This is a genomic window from Vibrio sp. 970 (assembly GCF_033339075.1).
Map to the genome: position 1 here is coordinate 177,057 of NZ_JAWOTW010000008.1, position 17,822 is coordinate 194,878.

The 17,822-nt window shown below is 43.9% G+C and carries 17 protein-coding genes; 9 read left to right on the forward strand and 8 right to left on the reverse strand.

Annotated features, from left to right (window positions below; genetic code table 11):
* Positions 1-8: 8 nt before the first annotated feature.
* The 7 genes from R7Q11_RS14010 to R7Q11_RS14040 all read left to right on the forward strand — a co-directional run bounded on the left by R7Q11_RS14010 (position 9) and on the right by R7Q11_RS14040 (position 6,816).
* Positions 9-572, forward strand: coding sequence for a c-type cytochrome (locus tag R7Q11_RS14010; RefSeq protein ID WP_372059261.1), 564 nt, complete (start codon positions 9-11; stop codon positions 570-572).
* A gap of 8 nt (positions 573-580) precedes the next feature.
* The gene (locus R7Q11_RS14015) at positions 581-1,642 is read left to right on the forward strand and encodes a c-type cytochrome (protein ID WP_225466530.1); all 1,062 of its coding nucleotides are present in this window, start codon (positions 581-583) and stop codon (positions 1,640-1,642) included.
* A gap of 303 nt (positions 1,643-1,945) precedes the next feature.
* Positions 1,946-3,277, forward strand: a complete 1,332-nt coding sequence (locus tag R7Q11_RS14020; protein ID WP_005376683.1) for a paraquat-inducible protein A — start codon at positions 1,946-1,948, stop codon at positions 3,275-3,277.
* Positions 3,270-4,916, forward strand: coding sequence for an intermembrane transport protein PqiB (gene pqiB, locus R7Q11_RS14025; RefSeq protein ID WP_171342887.1), 1,647 nt, complete (start codon positions 3,270-3,272; stop codon positions 4,914-4,916). Before R7Q11_RS14020 ends, pqiB begins: the two co-directional genes overlap by 8 nt.
* Positions 4,916-5,494, forward strand: coding sequence for a membrane integrity-associated transporter subunit PqiC (locus tag R7Q11_RS14030; protein WP_017821657.1), 579 nt, complete (start codon positions 4,916-4,918; stop codon positions 5,492-5,494). The genes pqiB and R7Q11_RS14030 overlap by 1 nt, the downstream gene beginning before the upstream one ends.
* A gap of 102 nt (positions 5,495-5,596) precedes the next feature.
* Positions 5,597-6,370, forward strand: a complete 774-nt coding sequence (locus tag R7Q11_RS14035; RefSeq protein ID WP_017633868.1) for a hypothetical protein — start codon at positions 5,597-5,599, stop codon at positions 6,368-6,370.
* Between the two features lie 206 nt (positions 6,371-6,576).
* Complete coding sequence (locus R7Q11_RS14040; protein WP_005385812.1) at positions 6,577-6,816, forward strand: hypothetical protein; 240 nt, start codon at positions 6,577-6,579, stop codon at positions 6,814-6,816.
* Positions 6,817-6,876: 60 nt separating this feature from the next.
* Here the strand turns inward: R7Q11_RS14040 and R7Q11_RS14045 are convergent, their stop codons facing one another.
* The 8 genes from R7Q11_RS14045 to sohB form a co-directional block, all read right to left on the reverse strand.
* Positions 6,877-8,715 carry an extracellular solute-binding protein gene (locus R7Q11_RS14045; protein ID WP_042523082.1) on the reverse strand — a complete coding sequence of 613 codons (1,839 nt, stop codon included), beginning with the start codon at positions 8,713-8,715 and terminating at the stop codon, positions 6,877-6,879.
* A 499-nt stretch (positions 8,716-9,214) separates the two neighbouring features.
* Positions 9,215-9,916 carry an orotidine-5'-phosphate decarboxylase gene (gene pyrF / locus R7Q11_RS14050; RefSeq protein ID WP_005376667.1) on the reverse strand — a complete coding sequence of 234 codons (702 nt, stop codon included), beginning with the start codon at positions 9,914-9,916 and terminating at the stop codon, positions 9,215-9,217.
* An 84-nt stretch (positions 9,917-10,000) separates the two neighbouring features.
* On the reverse strand, positions 10,001-11,176 hold the full coding sequence (lapB, locus tag R7Q11_RS14055) for a lipopolysaccharide assembly protein LapB (RefSeq protein ID WP_005376665.1): 1,176 nt from the start codon (positions 11,174-11,176) through the stop codon (positions 10,001-10,003).
* A gap of 18 nt (positions 11,177-11,194) precedes the next feature.
* Complete coding sequence (locus R7Q11_RS14060) at positions 11,195-11,491, reverse strand: LapA family protein (protein WP_005376663.1); 297 nt, start codon at positions 11,489-11,491, stop codon at positions 11,195-11,197.
* Positions 11,492-11,772: 281 nt separating this feature from the next.
* On the reverse strand, positions 11,773-12,054 hold the full coding sequence (gene ihfB / locus R7Q11_RS14065; RefSeq protein ID WP_005385816.1) for an integration host factor subunit beta: 282 nt from the start codon (positions 12,052-12,054) through the stop codon (positions 11,773-11,775).
* Between the two features lie 213 nt (positions 12,055-12,267).
* Complete coding sequence (gene rpsA, locus R7Q11_RS14070; RefSeq protein WP_005385817.1) at positions 12,268-13,938, reverse strand: 30S ribosomal protein S1; 1,671 nt, start codon at positions 13,936-13,938, stop codon at positions 12,268-12,270.
* Positions 13,939-14,048: 110 nt separating this feature from the next.
* Positions 14,049-14,729, reverse strand: a complete 681-nt coding sequence (cmk, locus tag R7Q11_RS14075; protein ID WP_021033981.1) for a (d)CMP kinase — start codon at positions 14,727-14,729, stop codon at positions 14,049-14,051.
* A gap of 208 nt (positions 14,730-14,937) precedes the next feature.
* A complete protein-coding gene (gene sohB / locus R7Q11_RS14080; protein ID WP_005385819.1) occupies positions 14,938-15,999 on the reverse strand; it encodes a protease SohB in 1,062 nt (353 codons plus the stop codon).
* Between the two features lie 254 nt (positions 16,000-16,253).
* Here sohB and R7Q11_RS14085 point away from each other — a divergent pair, with 254 nt between their 5' ends.
* Positions 16,254-17,000: a YciK family oxidoreductase gene (locus R7Q11_RS14085; RefSeq protein ID WP_005372980.1), complete on the forward strand. Its 747-nt coding sequence runs from the start codon at positions 16,254-16,256 to the stop codon at positions 16,998-17,000.
* A gap of 129 nt (positions 17,001-17,129) precedes the next feature.
* A complete protein-coding gene (gene imuA, locus R7Q11_RS14090; RefSeq protein ID WP_005372979.1) occupies positions 17,130-17,822 on the forward strand; it encodes a translesion DNA synthesis-associated protein ImuA in 693 nt (230 codons plus the stop codon).

Genomic DNA, 17,822 nt, shown 5'->3' on the forward strand with positions numbered 1-17,822 from the left:
CAACCACTATGGGCGCAAGCGCCTCGTCTATTCCGGAAAAAGCCAGCGTATGTAGCGGTTGTCACGGCCAAGATGGCATGGGACAGCCAAATATCGCGCCGATGATCGCTGGTTTAAACGCGAATTATCTCAACACTCAAATCGAACTATTCCTTAGTGGCGAACGCCAAAATGTGGTCATGCAAGGCATGGCGAAGGAACTCAGCGATCCCGCAGGCCGTAAGGAAGTTATGGAGTACTTTGCTAACCTCCCGAGCTATGAGTTCACGAATCCAGAACAACGCGGCGACCAAGCTGATATTCGTAACCCGTATCGTAAGTTAATTTTCCAAGGCGATTGGGATAGAAATATTCCAGCTTGCGCAACTTGTCATGGAGCCAGCGGTATGGGCGTCGACAAGTTCCCTCGCCTCGCAAGCCAACATGCTGATTACTTAAAAACGCAATTGATGGCATGGAAAAACGGCACTCGCAGTGGCGACCCGCTCAATATGATGGGGACCATCGCAAAAAATCTCACTGACAAAGAGATCGAAAATCTTGCTTACTACTTTGCCTCATTACGTTACTAGGAGCAGTCATGAAACGTTTCTATTCTTTGTTCGCACTGCCTTTCATTTCTACGCTCGTACTAGCTAACGCTCCATTACCGGACCGCCAGAAAGAGCTACCTGCGATAGAAAAAGAAAAGCACGGTGAATACTTAAAACCGCGTGATCTCAGCACAATCCCAAACACCGCATTTGGTGAGCAAGTAAAACGCGGTTACTCGCTCTTTGTTAACTCACAACAAATGCGCGGAAAATACGTTGGCAACGAACAAAACTGTGTGAACTGCCATATGGAGGCAGGACGAAAAGCAAACGCTGCGCCACTGTGGGCAGCTTACATGGCATACCCGGCATATCGTAAGAAAAACGATCGCGTAAACAGCTATGCTGACCGTATCCAAGGTTGTTTCGAGTATTCCATGAACGGTAAAGCGCCCGCTTACGATTCGACAGAAATTGTTGCCCTTAGTGCTTACGCCTACTGGTTAGCGATGGGCGGCTTGCTTGACAAACATGGTATGGCGGATGAACCCATTCCAGAACTAGACGCAAAAACGTTGCAAATTGGTGGAAAAGCAAAAGACTTCCCGTTGCCCGAAGCCATCGCACAAGCATTACCAATTGAAAAGCGGGGTAATCTCTCTGGGCGTGGCTACCCAAAAATCGCCGCCCCTGAGCAAGAACCATCAATAGAGCGAGGCGCATTGGTCTACGAAAAGAACTGTGAAACTTGCCATCGCGCCGACGGTTCAGGCATCTCAGGCATCAAAGACACCAACGACCATTCATACATTCCACCACTTTGGGGCGAATATGCGTATAACTGGGGCGCAGGTATGCACCGGATTAACACAGCGGCCTATTTTATTTACGAAAACATGCCGCTTGGGAAAAGTGTGCAGCTGACAGAGCAAGAAGCTTGGGATGTCGCAGCATACGTCAACAGCCATGAGCGTCCACAAGATCCTCGATTCAAAGGCAATGTCACCGCAAACGCGGAGAAATATCACCAGCACCAAGGCTATTACGGCAAAACGCTCAACGGTACGCAAGTCGGCTCCAATGCCTTTAAGAGCGGAACGGTCAAGTAAAGTACAACTAAGTACCTTAAATAAAATGCTCTTTTTCCCTGCTCTGATTATCTGGGCAGGGTTACTTACCCTTAAAAACAAGTAATTACCCCCCTCCACAGACAAGCAATATCACATTATTTTCGACTTCCAACATACTCATCTTCGCCGTAAAATCTTGTACCAAACGCGACTTCGTTTATGTCTTAGATCTCCCATATCCTCTAATGCCAAAAGTAAGAAACTCGTAAACTCCTGAATCAAAACAAGCGTGCCTAGTGAAAAAAGAGTATTCTTAAAGCAAATGAATCTAAAACCTACCCGATGAGTATTCAACCTAATTCCCGTCAGTTAATTTCATGCGAAGAGTGCGGCCTTGTTGTTCGCATTCCCGATATCGAACAGGGGCAAAAAGCACAATGTCCTCGATGTTCGCATTCGCTGACTAAAGTGAATGCCAAGCCTTACCAAAGCGTGATCGCCATATCATCGGCATGTTTGATCATGTTAGTGCTAAGCATTTCTTTCCCTTTTATGTCGTTCAGCGTGCAAGGGTTGTCGCAAGAAATCACCTTGTTGCACGCTGCCAAAATGCTGGCTGAGTTTCAAAATGTGCTTTTGGGTGTGCTGCTACTCGCAACAGTTATCGTTTTGCCTGCAATCTATGTTGGTCTCATTCTCTTTCTTCATCTTGAAGCATTAAAAGCACGTAAACATACCCCCTCTAAAAAGCAGCAACGAATGGCAAAAGTTTTATGCCGTCTTCTGTTTCGAGTCGAACCTTGGTTAATGGTGGATGTATTTTTGATTGGCGTGTTGGTCAGCTTAATTAAAATCGCTTCCCTCGCAGACATAGGAATGGGCACTTCATTCTGGGCGTTTTGTGTATATACCGTTCTGGTAGTCAAATGCATATCAATGGTCGACAAAAGCTGGCTCTGGGGGCACTTTATTCCAGCTATCGAGCTACCTGATGTAAAAGAGGGTGATACGCACCATAACCACAACCATATTGGTTGTCATACGTGCCACCAGCTCAACCCTATTGAAGCTAAAAAACACCAACACTGCATTCGTTGTAAAAGCCCTATTCACAAATACAACCCCGCAGACAATTTACAAAAAGCTTGGGCGCTTTTGTTTGCTTCAATCATTTTCTATATCCCTGCGAACCTCTACCCTATGATGTACACCGTAAGCCTTGGACATGCAGAAGGTTCGACTATCATGGAGGGGGTAATATTGCTTTGGCATTTAGGTTCTTACCCTATTGCGATGGTAATTTTCTTTGCTAGCGTATTTATTCCAATGGCGAAAATGCTGGCACTCGCGTGGCTGTATTACAATGCGCAAAAAGCGCGATATCTTCCGCACGAAGAGAGTATTTCACGCTTAAAGATCTACCGCATAACTGAGTTTATTGGCCGTTGGTCCATGATCGATATCTTCGTCGTCGCGATCTTAGTTGCACTGGTTCAGCTGCAAAACTTAATGGCGATTTATCCAGGTCCTGCTGCGCTCTCTTTCGCGGCAGTGGTCATTTTTACTATGCTTTCTGCAATGATATTTGACTCACGTTTGTTGTGGCAATTGCCACAAAACGAAGTGCAGGAGCCGATTTCTGACAACTTAAACGAGAAAGCCAAATATGAGTGATAAGAACAACGTAACCGCTCAAATAAAACCGCAAAAGCAGATTTCTGCGATATGGATTGTCCCGATCCTTGCGCTAGCCATGGGAGCGTGGATGCTGTTCCAATATATCAACAGTACAGGCCCACAAATTACTCTCCAACTGCCAACCGCAGATGGGATTGAGGTTGGCAAAACCGAAATCCGAGCATTGAATGTAAAAGTCGGACTGATTACTGAAGTCACTCTCAGTGAAAATTACGATCACATCATCGCTAAGGCACAAATGAACAAGGATGCAGAACGCATGCTGCGAGATGACACCATGTTTTGGGTTGTGAAGCCTCGTATTGGCCGTGATGGCGTTTCAGGTTTAGAGACCTTGCTCTCTGGCGCTTATATCCAACTTCAGCCGGGTAAATCTAAGATAGAGAAAGAGCGCTTTACGGTCTTAGATGTTCCCCCAGTCGCCTCTCCTGATGCAGAGGGGTTACGCCTTGTGTTAACACACCGCGAGGCTGGTAAGCTAGGCGTTGGTGACCCCGTCATTTATAAAGGCTTTACGGTTGGTCGTGTAGAGAAAACCAGCTTTGATGTTGACACTCGCAAAGCGTTATACCAACTCTTTATTTTCAAGCCTTATGACAGCTTAGTGCGCACTCGTACCAAGTTCTGGCTGAATTCTGGCGTAGATTTACAGCTCAACGCTGAAGGGTTCGAAGTCAAGTTTGGCTCATTAGAGAGCATGCTAACGGGTGGTGTTACCTTCGATACCGTTCCAGGTCTTGAATCCGGTGAACAGCTCACTGAAAATATGGTCAACTTCCGCTTGTACGATGATATTAAACAACTTCGAGAAGGCATGTACGATGATTATATTGAATTCGTTATGCTTTTTGATGAATCGGTACGAGGACTTAAACGTAAGGCACCTGTCGAATATCGAGGCTTGAGAATTGGTACTGTGATGCGTGTACCAATGCGACTTCCAACCCCAGAAGAGAACTTTTCTGCGAAAAAAATCCCTGTATTGGTACGTATCGAGCTCGGCCGTGTTTATGGCGATTTCCAATCCCAATCTTTACCAATGTTAAAAGATAAATTGAAGAGTGAGTTTGCTAAAGGCCTACGTGGTACTTTAAAAACAGGTAACTTATTAACAGGCGCACTGTATGTTGACGCCGACTTCTATCCAAATGACGAGCCTTACGTACCGAGTAAGTTTGCTGATTTAGATGTTTTCCCAACCATGCGTGGTGGTTTTGCGCAGGTTCAGCGCCAAGTGAACGACTTCCTAAATAAGATTAATAACTTACCGATGGAAGAAACACTAGACTCTCTCAATTCAACGTTAAAAACGTCCGAAAAAACGTTAGCTTCAGCAGAACGCGTGGCGGACAGTATTGATAAACTTTTGAATCAAAAAGAGACGCAAGAGATCCCAACAGATATTCGCCAAAGCTTACAGCAATTACAAAAAACACTCGATGGTTATGGGCCCAACTCAACCATGTACAGCGAAATGGAAGCCACGCTAAAAGAATTAGAAAGCGTAATGACAGAGTTTAAACCCGTACTTAAACAGCTAAACGAAAAGCCAAACTCTCTCGTGTTTGGAGAAGATGAAATCAGTGACCCAATACCAGTTAAAGGCAAAAACTAATGAAACGAGTATTCTTTCTGTCTATCGCGCTATTTGTCGGTCTAACGGGTTGCAGTAGCGCTCCGCAAACTAAAGGAGCTATGTACCTTCTACCTAAGGCGGAACCAGTGACGCTGAGCTCTTCTGATATCGCTCAGCGCCCAACTTTAGTTGTTCGTCCAGTGACATTGGCGAGTTATTTGAATGATAATGGCATTGTTTATCGAACCTCTGAGACCCAAGTTATTCAGGCGAAGCACAATCAATGGGCGCACAGTATTTCTGAGCAAATCACTCAGAGAGTCGTCGCGGAACTACGTCACAAGCAAAGTCATTACTGGCCGACTGAAATGAATAATCTGTTGGATCAAAGCGGTGAAGCCAAACTCCAGCTTACGTTAAATAAATTTAATGGCAGCTACAAAGGTAATATCGAAATTGAGGGGGAATGGTTACTCATTAATGCCGAAGGTAAGGTAGAAAACAGCGCGCCAATACAAATCTCTCAGCCGCTTCAAGATGAGGGCTATGAAGCGCTCGTCAACGCTTTATCCATAGGCTTAGAAAGCCTAACCTCAGACATTGCCAAACAACTCTAAGTCAATGTTAATTACAGGGAAGCAAGTTGCTTCCCTTTTTTATGCAGAGTGTAGCGACTTCTACTAAGCTGAAAGCTGACGAAAAGCCGAAAAGGAAATTGGATGAAACCATGTAACCTGCTATCACTCTCCTCACTCATTCTTGTATTACCTACATCAGTAGCGCTCTCAGCTGAGACACAAGAATCTCGTTGGCGAAATAGCATAGAAGTGTACATGCTAGGACTGAATATCCACGGGGATACCAGTATTGGTCGCTTTTCATCAGAGGTGGATGTCGATCCTAAGTTCATCGTAGACCACCTCGATATTGGGGCGATGTTGCGATTCGAGAGTATTTACCAAAGTAAGTGGGGCTACTACATAGATTATAGTTTCATGAACTTAAGTGGTGATGTTAATAATATCAAGGGCGCTCTGCCTAACGCTCGTTATCGTGCGGACATCGAAATACGGCAAGGTGTTCTAGAAGCAAAGGCATTCCAACGCGAACAATATTCATTTGGTAAACTGGATTATATGTTTGGATTACGTTGGTGGGACAATGACATCACCGGCAAGCTGTATCGTAATGACAACCGGGTACTAGAAGATAGACTGTCATTACAAGAAGATTGGGTCGATTTTTTAGTTGGCTTGCGACTCATTGATGAATTGAGTGAAAACTGGCGATTTCATGCCAGTATCGACGCCGGACTTGGCAACGATACTCACTTCACTTATGCCATTCAAACTGGTGTTCGTTATCGCTTTAACGAATGGTCTGATCTCAACTTAGCTTACAAGTCGACCTGGGTCGATTACAAAAATGAAGAGGTATTTGAATATGATACGGCTTCTCAAGGGCTTTTAGTCGGACTTGGCTTTTACTTTTGATCAGGTGAAACCCTAGCCTATATTCAAGCGTTGTAACGTGTACTAGCTCTAGGTACACGTCTAGTGCCGCGTTACAGATGCTTAAATAAGGCAAATTGATCTTCATCAGACTATAAATTGCTCTTCGGTGTTACTCTCTGTCGCAAAATATAAAACCCCACTCTATGACCTCATATAGGTCTTGTTGATAAGGTTCCCGAGTAGCAATGTCGATTAACATTTCCGATTTAACCACCGCCCTAAATAAGGTGGAGCATATTCATAAAGTGCAGCTTGAAAACGTACATCAGTTCTTCAAAGCAAACGAAGCTTTCTCGTTGCAAACATTCAGCCAGCTGATATCCAGCGACTCGCTTGATGATCGATTTAAAACCATCGATAAAGCGTTCTCTTTGCTTGGTGATGCAAAAACCTACCTTTTAGAAGTGTCTTACCTTATTAAGTAAAAAAGAAAGCCCCGATAAAATTCATTATCGGGGCTATCATTTTCTATCTAAACTACTGATTTACAATTTGTAACGATCATCAATTACCGTTAGTTCTGGGAAGGTTTTACCCTCGTCCATCGCTTCTTCTGTCTCTTCTTTTACTTGGTTATCAATCCAGAAATTACCGATATCCATTGGATGAAGCACCCATTCTGTCGCTTTTGTCATGCCGTTTTTAGGAATTTTAACCCAGCGCCAATGAGCAACTCGAGAATAAGGCACCATGTAGCCAGGAACGATGATATTTGCTTTGCTGACATAGTTTTGGATTTGATGCGACAAGTCGTAACGCTTCTCCTGATCAAACTCAGAATCATACGCTTCAATTAACTTGTCTAGCTCAGGGCTGCTGTAATTGGTGTGAGCATTCGTTTGTGGTCGATTTGCATTATCCGAGTGTAGGTATTCCCAATACGCAGGGATCTCACCAGAGCCCATATTCAAAAACGCTAGCTGATGCTTTTTCTCAAGAATGTATTTAAACGCAGATGAGCCATCCACCAAGTTTAACGTGAACTCAAGACCAGCAAGTTTCGCTTGCTCTTTCAGGTATGCAATACGCGGTGTCCAAGAGTTGTATCCGTAGGTGATAGCAAAGCTCAAGCGTTGGCCCTTGTCGTTAACACGAATACCATCTGCGCCCACTTTATCAAAGCCCGCTTTTTCGAAGTGTTTAACCGCCGCATCAGCATCAAACTTTGGCGGTGTATTGCTAGGATCATCGTATTCGCCATGACCAAAGCCGAGTCCATGCGGTTTACGTGAATAATCTCCACGCATGATGTTTTCAATCATGCCGTCATAGTCAGTGGCTGCCATAACACCTTTACGCACTTCTAGGTTATCCAACATCGGCATCGCTGTGTTCATCCAAAGACCACCAGCTCCTTGCGGTGCTTCGTTAAAGCCCCAGTACTTTTGGATATAGCCTTTTTTGTACACATCACTATTGGTTTTGTCATGCCAAAAGCTTGGTAGCACCATCTCAAAGTAGTCTAAGTTGCCTTTCTCAAAGTGCTTCATGGCAATATCAGGATCGCGAATCACCTTAATGCGAACCTTTTCAACGTTATAACGGTTTTTATAGTAGCGGTTGTTGTATCCCCACCAATCTTCACCGACATGTTTGAATGTCACGCTCTTACCTTTCTTCACTTGATCAATGTAGTAAGGCGCTGCGGTTGGCTCAGATTTAAAGTTAAACTTTCTGACGAAGTTATCAGGCATGCCATCGTTATTTGCGTCCTTTTCTCCTTCAAAGAAGTGTTCAGGACGAGGCTGAAAACCATTACTTGGCATGTTAATCATAACCATAAGTGAGTCATGACTTTGAGCTACAGCAAGATTGACTTTGATCGTGTAGTCATCAATTTTTTCAACACTCACAATACTGTTTGTGAAGAAGTCGTTATACCACGGGTCGATAATGTCTTTTGACGTGTAGTACTTCATCATAAAGACGTAATCATCTGCTGTAATTTTTTCACCATCTGACCACTCGGCCGTTTCGTCGAGTTTAAAGAATACGGTTTTGTTGTCTTCTCCAAATGCCCATGACTTAGCAAGTTGAGGGATCCATTTGCCAGTATTTGGATGACGCTGAGCCAGTTTTGGTGAACCATCCATTAAGTATTGGCGCAAACCTGAGTTCGCATCTGGACCAACACTTCGTAATGTTTGCGGAAAGCTCTGAATGTAAGTGCGATAGGTGCCACCTCGTACCGCCTCTTCAGAGGCAAATAGAGGTTCGTTGTTGTTTGAAATCCATTCGATATCAGCTGGCAATTCTGCCGCACTCAGTTGAAAACTGGCAGCGGTCAGTGTTGCTAGTACTGAAAATGGCAGTTTTTTAGTCATGTTTCTTCCTTGTTGTGTTTGCGCACTAAGGTCGTAACAAGGAAGACAGCGTGTGAAAGCTCACAGAAAGCTGCGATTTAAAATACGCAGATAGGAAATAATAGGAACGTAATATGAAGTGACGTCCTGCCAGCTTCTATATTAATTTCAAAGAGTTTCACTAGGTCATCCTAGACCTTACAACGCAGTGAATGCATCTTCGCCATAGTATTCTTTAGACATTTGTAACGCAAGCCATCAATAACACATGGTTGCATTTTCGAGGCATCACAGTGAGTTATGTTACAAAAGTGTGATCGGCATAGTACCAAGCCCTACTTTACTCAGAATAAACCGCAGAACCTTTATCTCAATTGGCCCCGATATACCAGTTAAAGCGAGTAAATGATCAGACATAGCTGGTTAAAAGGAATGGTTGTTTACCGCGATCAGTATTTTCATTCGATGTAAAAAGTGAGGCATCTTAGCCTCACTTTTCTCCATACAATCGAGACAGTGCTTACATGTTAGATAAGCTCTCATTGATCGACTTCAGCACTTCTGCAGGATTTGACGCTTGAGTGATAGGGCGACCAATCACAAGATAATCTGAACCTGATTGGATAGCGTCTACTGGCGTCATGATACGGCGTTGGTCACCTTGTTCTGAGCCAGCAGGTCGAATACCAGGGGTCACTAACTTAAATTCTTGGCCTAGTTCGCTCTTCAGTAATGAGGACTCTTGCGCTGAACATACCACACCATCTAAGCCTGCGTTTTTGGTCAAGGTTGCTAGACGAATCACTTGCTCCTGAGGCGCAACATTCAAACCAATACCAGCTAAATCACTTTGTTCCATACTGGTTAGTACCGTTACACCGATAAGAAGTGGACGATCTTTACCATATGGCTCAAGAATTTCACGTGATGCCGTCATCATACGCTCACCACCGCTCGCGTGTACGTTCACCATCCATACACCCATTTCAGCCGCAGCGCGAACTGCTTTCGAACAGGTGTTTGGAATATCGTGAAATTTTAAATCTAGGAATACCGAGAAACCACGTTTATGGAGTTCACGTACAAAATCAGGACCAAATAGCGTAAACATCTCCTTGCCAACTTTTAGTCGGCATGACGCAGGATCAATTCTATCTACAAACGCAAGTGCATCTGCTTGGTTATCATAATCCAGTGCGACAATAACTTTTTGGTCGATCATTTCATCTCCTAACTGTTTTGGTTCTTATTAAATAAAAAGTTAAAAAAATGCAGCGGACAGAAACTCTGCCAGCTGCATTAAGAATTATTCACCATCCAATCCGCGGATTGGCTTGATCGTCCCCCATCCTTTACAGGACGGACAATGCCAATAAAGGGAATGGGTAGAAAATCCACACTTCCGGCATCGGTAATGTGGTTTCACTTTTAACTGTTCACCCACCATCGCTTGTAGTGTTGATAGGCTGTCTTTCGCTCGACCATCTTCTGCTTCTGCAATGTGGTAGTCAATTAAACGGTAGAAGCCCTTCATGGTTGGGTTTTTCAGCAATTGTTTCGTCAGTAACTCTTGAGCAGCCCCAACGTTCTCGTGATGAGCAACTAATTGAGCCAACATCAACTCGGCTGATACGCCTGCTTTCTTATCAATACAAGCTCGCAGAAACTCGACAAGTTCATCTTCCTGGCCCAGATGATGATAGCATTCTGCAATAGTTGGCAAGACATCACTGATAAAGTCTTTATCTTGCTCAAGTACCCCTGTCAGATATTTGATGGTGTGCTTATAGTCTTCAGACTCTAGATAAATTCGTCCCAAAGCAATACTTGCTCGAACACACTTCGGGTCTTCCGCTAACGCTTTTTTAAAATGCTGTATTGCCTTATTAGTATTCCCATCAGCTTGGTCGAGCATGGCTATTTCACACCAAAAATGGGCAATATTTGCACGCATCCTTGAGCGTTTATTACCTAACTTAGCCAATTGGTTCGCGTAATAAATCGCCTTTTCCCATTCTCGTGTTTGCTGATAAATGGTCACTAATTGTTGAAGAGCCGCCTCTTTGTAATCTGGCTCTTCGACTAACTGTTCGAAGATTTTCTCTGCACGATCAAGAAAACCTGAGACCATGTAGTCTTTCGCTAACTGTTGAAGGGCGAGGTTCTTTTGGTCCAGTGTTAAGCCTGAACGAGAAATAAGATTTTGGTGAATTCTGATTGCGCGGTCGACTTCACCACGAGACCGGAACAGGTTACCCAACGCAAGGTGAGTATCGATGGTCTCGTTATCAACTTGGAGCAATTCAATAAAGTGATCGACAGCCTTATCTGATTGGTCAGAGAGCAGCAGATTAAGACCCGTCATATACTGACGAGAGATTTGATGAGATTGCTTCTGCTTGTCTTGCTGAGCGCTGCGATGCCCCATATACCAGCCATACGCAGCAGCTATAGGCAACAACAAGAAGAGTAGTTCAAGCATTAAAGTTAAGCCTTATCCTTATGCCTGTTTTTCAATGGCTGGCTTATCAGCAGCGTTGTTTGATTCAGTTGGTTCGTACTTTTTCAGTTTTTTCTTTAAACGACGGACCTGTAGCTGAGTTTTCAGTTGGATGCTACCAAAGATAACCCACGCTAAAGCAAAGCCAACCACAAATACTACACCTAATAGCGTAGATAAGTGGAACTCTCCTTTTGCTAGAAGATAGTTAAAAGTCACGAGCTCTTGGTTTTGGGAACCTAACGCCAATGCAATTAAAAAGAGAGCTAAAACAGCAACGATTTTTATAATTTTCATGTTACATCACCCTTCTAGGAGTAAGTCGGTAAGATTATGCAGGAAAATGCTTCTTCAGACTACGTATATTAGCAATAATCTATACCCAAGTAACCTCAAGATGCTTAGTTTGTAGACATGCTTAGAAGTTAAAGTTATTTGGGTATAGAAAGCAGCAAAGAAAACAGCTGAATCCACAATTAGATTAGTAAACGATCTTGGATGTATGACTAACTTGGATACATTACAAAAAAGCGGCATACACAAACGTATGCCGCTTTTTTCAAACTAATAAGAGTGCATTAACCAATATTTACACGCTCACGAAGTTCTTTACCAGGTTTGAAATGTGGAACGTATTTACCTTCCAATTCCACTTTATCGCCCGTTTTAGGGTTACGACCTACGCGAGGCTCGCGGTAATGAAGAGAAAAACTACCAAAGCCACGGATCTCGATACGGTCACCGCTCTCTAGTGTAGAGGCCATGTGCTCTAAAATATCTTTTACAGCATCCTCTACCTCTTTCGCTGATAAGTGTGTTTGCTCAGCGCAGAGTCTTTCAATCAGTTCAGACTTAGTCATAGTTGCCCTCTTTGAGTATCTTTATCACTTATTATAGTAAGTAATACTAATTCCAACAAACACTTGCTGACAATTCTAGACAAATTTTATGCAAAATGCGCAATGAAGAAATGCCTTTTATTAAGATAGTTTACTGTCATTAGTATTACTACTTAAATATGACCAAATATAAAAAAGGAGCCTTGCGGCTCCTTTTTTGCTTAAGCGAGTATATTATTCGCCTTTAGCAGCTTTGAAAGCGTCAGCCATTGCGTTACCGAATGCATTGTCATCTTGCTTGTTGATAGATGCCATTGCTTCTTGCTCGTCAGCTTCGTCTTTAGCTTTGATAGATAGGTTGATTACGCGGTTCTTACGGTCTACACCTGTGAACTTCGCTTCAACAACATCACCAGCGCTTAGGATTAGAGAAGCATCTTCTACGCGATCGCGTGATACTTCAGAAGCACGGATGTAACCTTCAACGCCTTCTGCGATTTCAACAGTAGCGCCTTTAGCGTCAACAGCAGTTACAGTAGCGTTAACTAGAACACCTTTCTTGTTGTCAGCAACGTAAGCATTGAATGGGTCATTTTCCATTTGCTTGATGCCTAGAGAGATGCGCTCACGCTCAGCGTCTACTGCTAGAACAACTGCAGAGATCTCGTCGCCTTTCTTGTACTCACGTACAGCTTCTTCGCCAGCAACATTCCAAGAAATGTCAGATAGGTGAACTAGACCATCGATGCCGCCTTCTAGACCGATGAAGATACCGAAGTCAGTGATAGACTTGATCTTACCAGTAACTTTGTCGCCTTTAGCTTGTGCTTCAGCGAATGACTGCCATGGGTTAGCTTTACACTGTTTCAGACCTAGAGAGATACGACGACGTTCTTCGTCGATTTCAAGAACCATAACCTCAACTTCGTCGCCAACATTAACAACTTTAGAAGGGTGGATGTTCTTGTTAGTCCAATCCATTTCTGAAACGTGAACTAGACCTTCAACGCCTTCTTCGATTTCAACGAAGCAGCCGTAGTCAGTTAGGTTAGTTACGCGACCAGTTAGTTTGTGACCTTCTGGGTAACGCTTAGCGATTGCTACCCATGGATCTTCGCCTAGTTGCTTAAGACCTAGTGATACGCGAGTACGCTCACGGTCGAACTTAAGAACTTTAACTTGGATCTCGTCACCAACGTTAACGATTTCAGATGGGTGCTTAACGCGCTTCCAAGCCATATCAGTGATATGTAGAAGACCGTCAACGCCACCTAGGTCAACGAACGCACCGTAGTCAGTAAGGTTCTTAACGATACCTTTAACTTCAGAACCTTCTTGTAGAGTTTCTAGAAGCTCGTCACGCTCAACGCTGTTCTCTGATTCGATAACTGCACGACGTGAAACAACTACGTTGTTACGTTTTTGGTCAAGTTTGATAACTTTGAACTCTAGCTCTTTGTTTTCTAGGTGAGCAGTGTCGCGGATTGGACGTACGTCTACTAGAGAGCCAGGAAGGAAAGCACGGATACCGTTTAGTTCAACAGTGAAACCGCCTTTAACTTTACCGTTGATGATACCAACAACAGTTTCAGCTTCTTCGTAAGCTTTCTCAAGTACGATCCAAGCTTCGTGACGCTTAGCTTTCTCACGAGAAAGTTGAGTTTCACCGAAACCATCTTCAACAGCGTCTAGAGCTACGTCTACTTCAGCGCCAACTTCAACTTCAAGTTCGCCAGCAGCGTTCTTGAACTGTTCAGCAGGGATAGCAGATTCAGACTTAAGACCAGCGTCAACAAGAACGAAACCGTTCTCGATAGCTACTACAGTACCTTTAACGATGCTGCCTTGTTGGAATTCTGTTTCGTTTAGAAACTCTTCAAAGAGTTGAGCAAAAGATTCAGTCATTTAATTAATCTTCAATAAATTAAACTTCCACGGGTATCCTACCGCATGGGGTTATTAAATTCGCCAGTCATCATCCTTGCGACCAACGCTCTTAGCCTAGTCGAGTATTATTACTCAGCTAGCTTCGATTCGATATATTGTAGTGCCTTTTCTACTACTTCGTCGATAGTCATCGACGTAGAATCTAGCACAAGCGCATCCTCAGCAGGGCGTAATGGCGCCACTGGGCGGTTACGATCTCGGTCGTCACGCTCTTGGATCTCGCTTAAAAGGTCAGCAAATCTAACATCTAACCCTTTCTCTTGCAACTGTTTAAGGCGTCGATTTGCACGCTCTTCAGCACTCGCATCAAGGAAGATTTTTGCTTGCGCACTCGGGAATACAATTGTGCCCATATCACGACCATCAGCAACCAGACCCGGAGCGGTCTCAAATGCACGCTGACGACGTAGTAATGCTTCACGAACACGTGGCAAAGCCGCAACTTTAGATGCTGCCATGCCTGTTTCTTCTTTGCGAAGCTCCCCTGACACGTCTTCGCCTTCTAGAATGACCTTAACTAAGTCACCTTCCGCGATAAATTGAACGTCTAGGTGGGTTGCTAGTGGGACAAGAGCATCTTCTGACTCGGTGTCGACACCGTGGTGAATCGCAGCGAGTGCAAGTACACGATAAATTGCGCCAGAATCTAAGAGTTGGAAACCCAACTTTTTCGCCAGCAACATACATAAAGTGCCTTTACCTGCACCACTAGGTCCATCTACGGTTACAACCGGAGTTTGAGAGGACATGTTCTTCTCCACCAATAGTTTCTTTTCAGCAATTTGCTCGGTTTTCGAGGCGCACATTATACGGGTAATCAGTCTTTGGAGCGAGGAAAAATGTCGTGTAAAGCATTACACCTAATGCGTAATTGGATTCATCAATAAACATAAAGTTCAACAAAAACGGCGAGAGCTTCTGCCCTCGCCGTTTTAAATGTCATGAACTTAAGCTCGATTAAACAATCGGTTTTTGACCACGCTCAGCTAACTTTAAGATCACACTGTCAGCAACTTTGCCCGCGACACCTGCTAGCTTGTCTGCCAGCTTTTTCTTCTGCACATAATGCACAGAAAGTACGGTTTTATCTTTGCATGCCGCAACAACGATATCATCAGATGTACTAATGTCATCCACCAAACCAAGCTCTTTCGCTTGTGTACCGAACCAGTGCTCACCAGTGGCTACTTTGTCTAGGTCCAAACTAGGACGACGCTCACGGATGAAGTCTTTAAACAAGACATGTGTTTCTTCAAGTTCTTGCTTAAACTTATCGCGCGCTTTATCGGTATTCTCACCGAACATCGTTAGCGTGCGTTTATATTCACCCGCTGTTAGTTGTTCGTACTCAATGTCATGTTTCTTCAACAGTTTGTTGAAGTTAGGAATTTGTGCGATAACGCCAATAGACCCCACAATTGCAAATGGTGCAGAAACAATCTTATCTGCTACACATGCCATCATGTAACCACCACTTGCCGCAACTTTGTCAACAGAGATGGTCAGAGGAAGACCCGCAGCTTTGATTCGGTCCAGTTGAGAAGAGGCAAGGCCGTAACCATGAACCATACCACCGCCAGACTCTAAGCGAAGTAACACTTCATCACCTTCACGTGCGACAGCCAAAATAGCGGTGATTTCTTCACGTAGAGACGCGACTTCTTTTGCGTCTATGCTACCGTTGAAATCAAGAACAAATAGGTGTGGTTCACGCTTGCTATCTAATGAACCGTCTTTGCTCGCTTGTTTGATTTCTTTCTCGCGAGATTTGTTCTTCTCTTTTTCTTCTTTCTTGACGGCTTTATCTCGAGCCTTGATGAAAGCATCGTCATGCAAATGATGCTCTAACTGCTCAACAGATTGTTTGTGTTGCTCTGAAAGGTTGGTAATCTCTAACTCCCCTTTCGCCGCACCCGATTTGCCACCAGCCGATTTTGCAATAATGAGCAGAACAATTATCGCAGCAACCACCGTGATAATTTTGGCCAGAAACAGACCATAATCTAATAAAAATTCCAACGAGAGCTCCTTTATCTCATTTCAGATGACGTTAGTATGTTACGCAGAAACATCAGCGAGAAGGCAGCGCGGTTTGTAACCACTTGTTCTGATTGATAGCATACCTAACGAAAGTTCTGGAATTGGTATAACACATGAATTGGTGTATTGTAACCATCTTGTCACGATTACCAAGATTTTCCATTGAGAAACAGGCGTTTTTTAGCGTCAATTAACTATCATGGACCCTCTTACAATAATAAGGATTTATCGCCGTGAACTACTCCGTTTCAGCTGATGCTCTAAAAGGTAAAGTCATTCTTGTTACTGGCGCTGGTAATGGCATCGGCCGTCAAGCCGCGCTTTCTTATGCCGAGCACGGTGCAACTGTTATTCTCTTGGGTAGAAATGTGCAAAACCTTGAATCTATCTATGATGAGATTGAAGCTGCTGGCTATCCACAAGCTGCTATCATTCCATTGGATCTCAAGGGTGCAACTCAGCAGAATTACATTGATATGGCAGAGACAATCGAAGGACAGTTTGGTCGCTTGGATGGTCTATTACACAACGCAGGTGTCTTGAGTTCGCTGTGTCCATTTGATCAAATCAAAGAGGAAGACTTCGACGATATCATGCAGATCAACGTGAAAGCCGAAGTGCTAATGACTCAAGCATTACTGCCTGTGATGCGTAAATCAGAAGCTGGGCGTATTATCTTTACCTCTTCAACTGTCGGCCACTCTGGCCGCGCATTCTGGGGGCCATACGCTATCTCTAAATTTGCCGTAGAAGGCATGATGCAAGTTTTAGCTGACGAGCTGAGTGATACACCGATCCGCGTTAACGCAATTAACCCTGGTGCCACTCGTACTCGCATGCGTGAAAAAGCATATCCGGGTGAAGATGCGAATACTCTCAAAACGCCACTGGATATCATGCCGCTATATTTGCACTTAATGGATCCTGCGGTTACCGATGTGAACGGTCAGTGCATCGACGCTCAACCGAAGCGTAAATAACTCATTCAGGTTACCTCACATAATCGATTGAAAAGGCAGCAAACGCTGCCTTTTTTCATTTCTCTCTTCATAAAAATCTTGCGACTTTCTCCCACAGAAATATACTGTACATATATACAGGTATTTATTATGCAAGATATTATTCAGAACTTAAAAAGCCAACACCTTGTTTGGCAAGCAAATTTAACGAAAGCAGATCCTCAGCAGTTGCAGACTAGTTCCGGTTTTTCTGAATTAGATGATTTGCTCGGCGGAGGCTTTCCACCTCATGGCGTAGTGGAGATGGAATCTATTGGTAGTATTGGTGAATTGCGTTTGCTCGCTCCCTATTTAAAAGCCACTCAGACCAATGGTATGACCGCATTTATTCAACCACCTGCGCTAGTGAATTCTCTGTTTTTACACTACATCGGGTTGGATATAAACCAAGTGTGGGTTGTTACTCCAACTCACCCCAAAGATGCTCTTTGGGCTGCAGAGCAATGTCTGAAAAGTGGGGTATGCAGTAATGTTTTGTTATGGCAAGAAGAGCTTGAAATACACCAAGTGAAACGCTTACAGGTAGCGAGTGAACAAGGTACTTGCCCTCTCTTTATGCTTAAAACAGATACTATCAACCGCTTGTCTTTGCCTGTGTCACTCAGTTTAAAACTGAAAGGCGACGAGCAAGGGATTCATGTTGAAGTGCTGAAAAGGAAAGGAGGCTGGAATAGAGGTAGCGTTAGTATCGGCTTCCAACACCATTATCCGCAACTGGTGAAACCATCATCTGAAACTGTGCACTCGACTGTGGTCAATTTCCCACTGGCGAACCAAGGTTAG

Bases quoted from the DNA above. Each gene is read 5' to 3' on its own strand.
- R7Q11_RS14010 (WP_372059261.1), top strand. From the start codon at position 9: ATGGGCGCAAGCGCCTCGTCTATTCCGGAAAAAGCCAGCGTATGTAGC.
- R7Q11_RS14015 (WP_225466530.1), top strand. From the start codon at position 581: ATGAAACGTTTCTATTCTTTGTTCGCACTGCCTTTCATTTCTACGCTC.
- R7Q11_RS14020 (WP_005376683.1), top strand. From the start codon at position 1,946: ATGAGTATTCAACCTAATTCCCGTCAGTTAATTTCATGCGAAGAGTGC.
- pqiB (WP_171342887.1), top strand. From the start codon at position 3,270: ATGAGTGATAAGAACAACGTAACCGCTCAAATAAAACCGCAAAAGCAG.
- R7Q11_RS14030 (WP_017821657.1), top strand. From the start codon at position 4,916: ATGAAACGAGTATTCTTTCTGTCTATCGCGCTATTTGTCGGTCTAACG.
- R7Q11_RS14035 (WP_017633868.1), top strand. From the start codon at position 5,597: ATGAAACCATGTAACCTGCTATCACTCTCCTCACTCATTCTTGTATTA.
- R7Q11_RS14040 (WP_005385812.1), top strand. From the start codon at position 6,577: ATGTCGATTAACATTTCCGATTTAACCACCGCCCTAAATAAGGTGGAG.
- R7Q11_RS14045 (WP_042523082.1), bottom strand. From the start codon at position 8,715: ATGACTAAAAAACTGCCATTTTCAGTACTAGCAACACTGACCGCTGCC.
- pyrF (WP_005376667.1), bottom strand. From the start codon at position 9,916: ATGATCGACCAAAAAGTTATTGTCGCACTGGATTATGATAACCAAGCA.
- lapB (WP_005376665.1), bottom strand. From the start codon at position 11,176: ATGCTTGAACTACTCTTCTTGTTGTTGCCTATAGCTGCTGCGTATGGC.
- R7Q11_RS14060 (WP_005376663.1), bottom strand. From the start codon at position 11,491: ATGAAAATTATAAAAATCGTTGCTGTTTTAGCTCTCTTTTTAATTGCA.
- ihfB (WP_005385816.1), bottom strand. From the start codon at position 12,054: ATGACTAAGTCTGAACTGATTGAAAGACTCTGCGCTGAGCAAACACAC.
- rpsA (WP_005385817.1), bottom strand. From the start codon at position 13,938: ATGACTGAATCTTTTGCTCAACTCTTTGAAGAGTTTCTAAACGAAACA.
- cmk (WP_021033981.1), bottom strand. From the start codon at position 14,729: ATGTCCTCTCAAACTCCGGTTGTAACCGTAGATGGACCTAGTGGTGCA.
- imuA (WP_005372979.1), top strand. From the start codon at position 17,130: ATGCAAGATATTATTCAGAACTTAAAAAGCCAACACCTTGTTTGGCAA.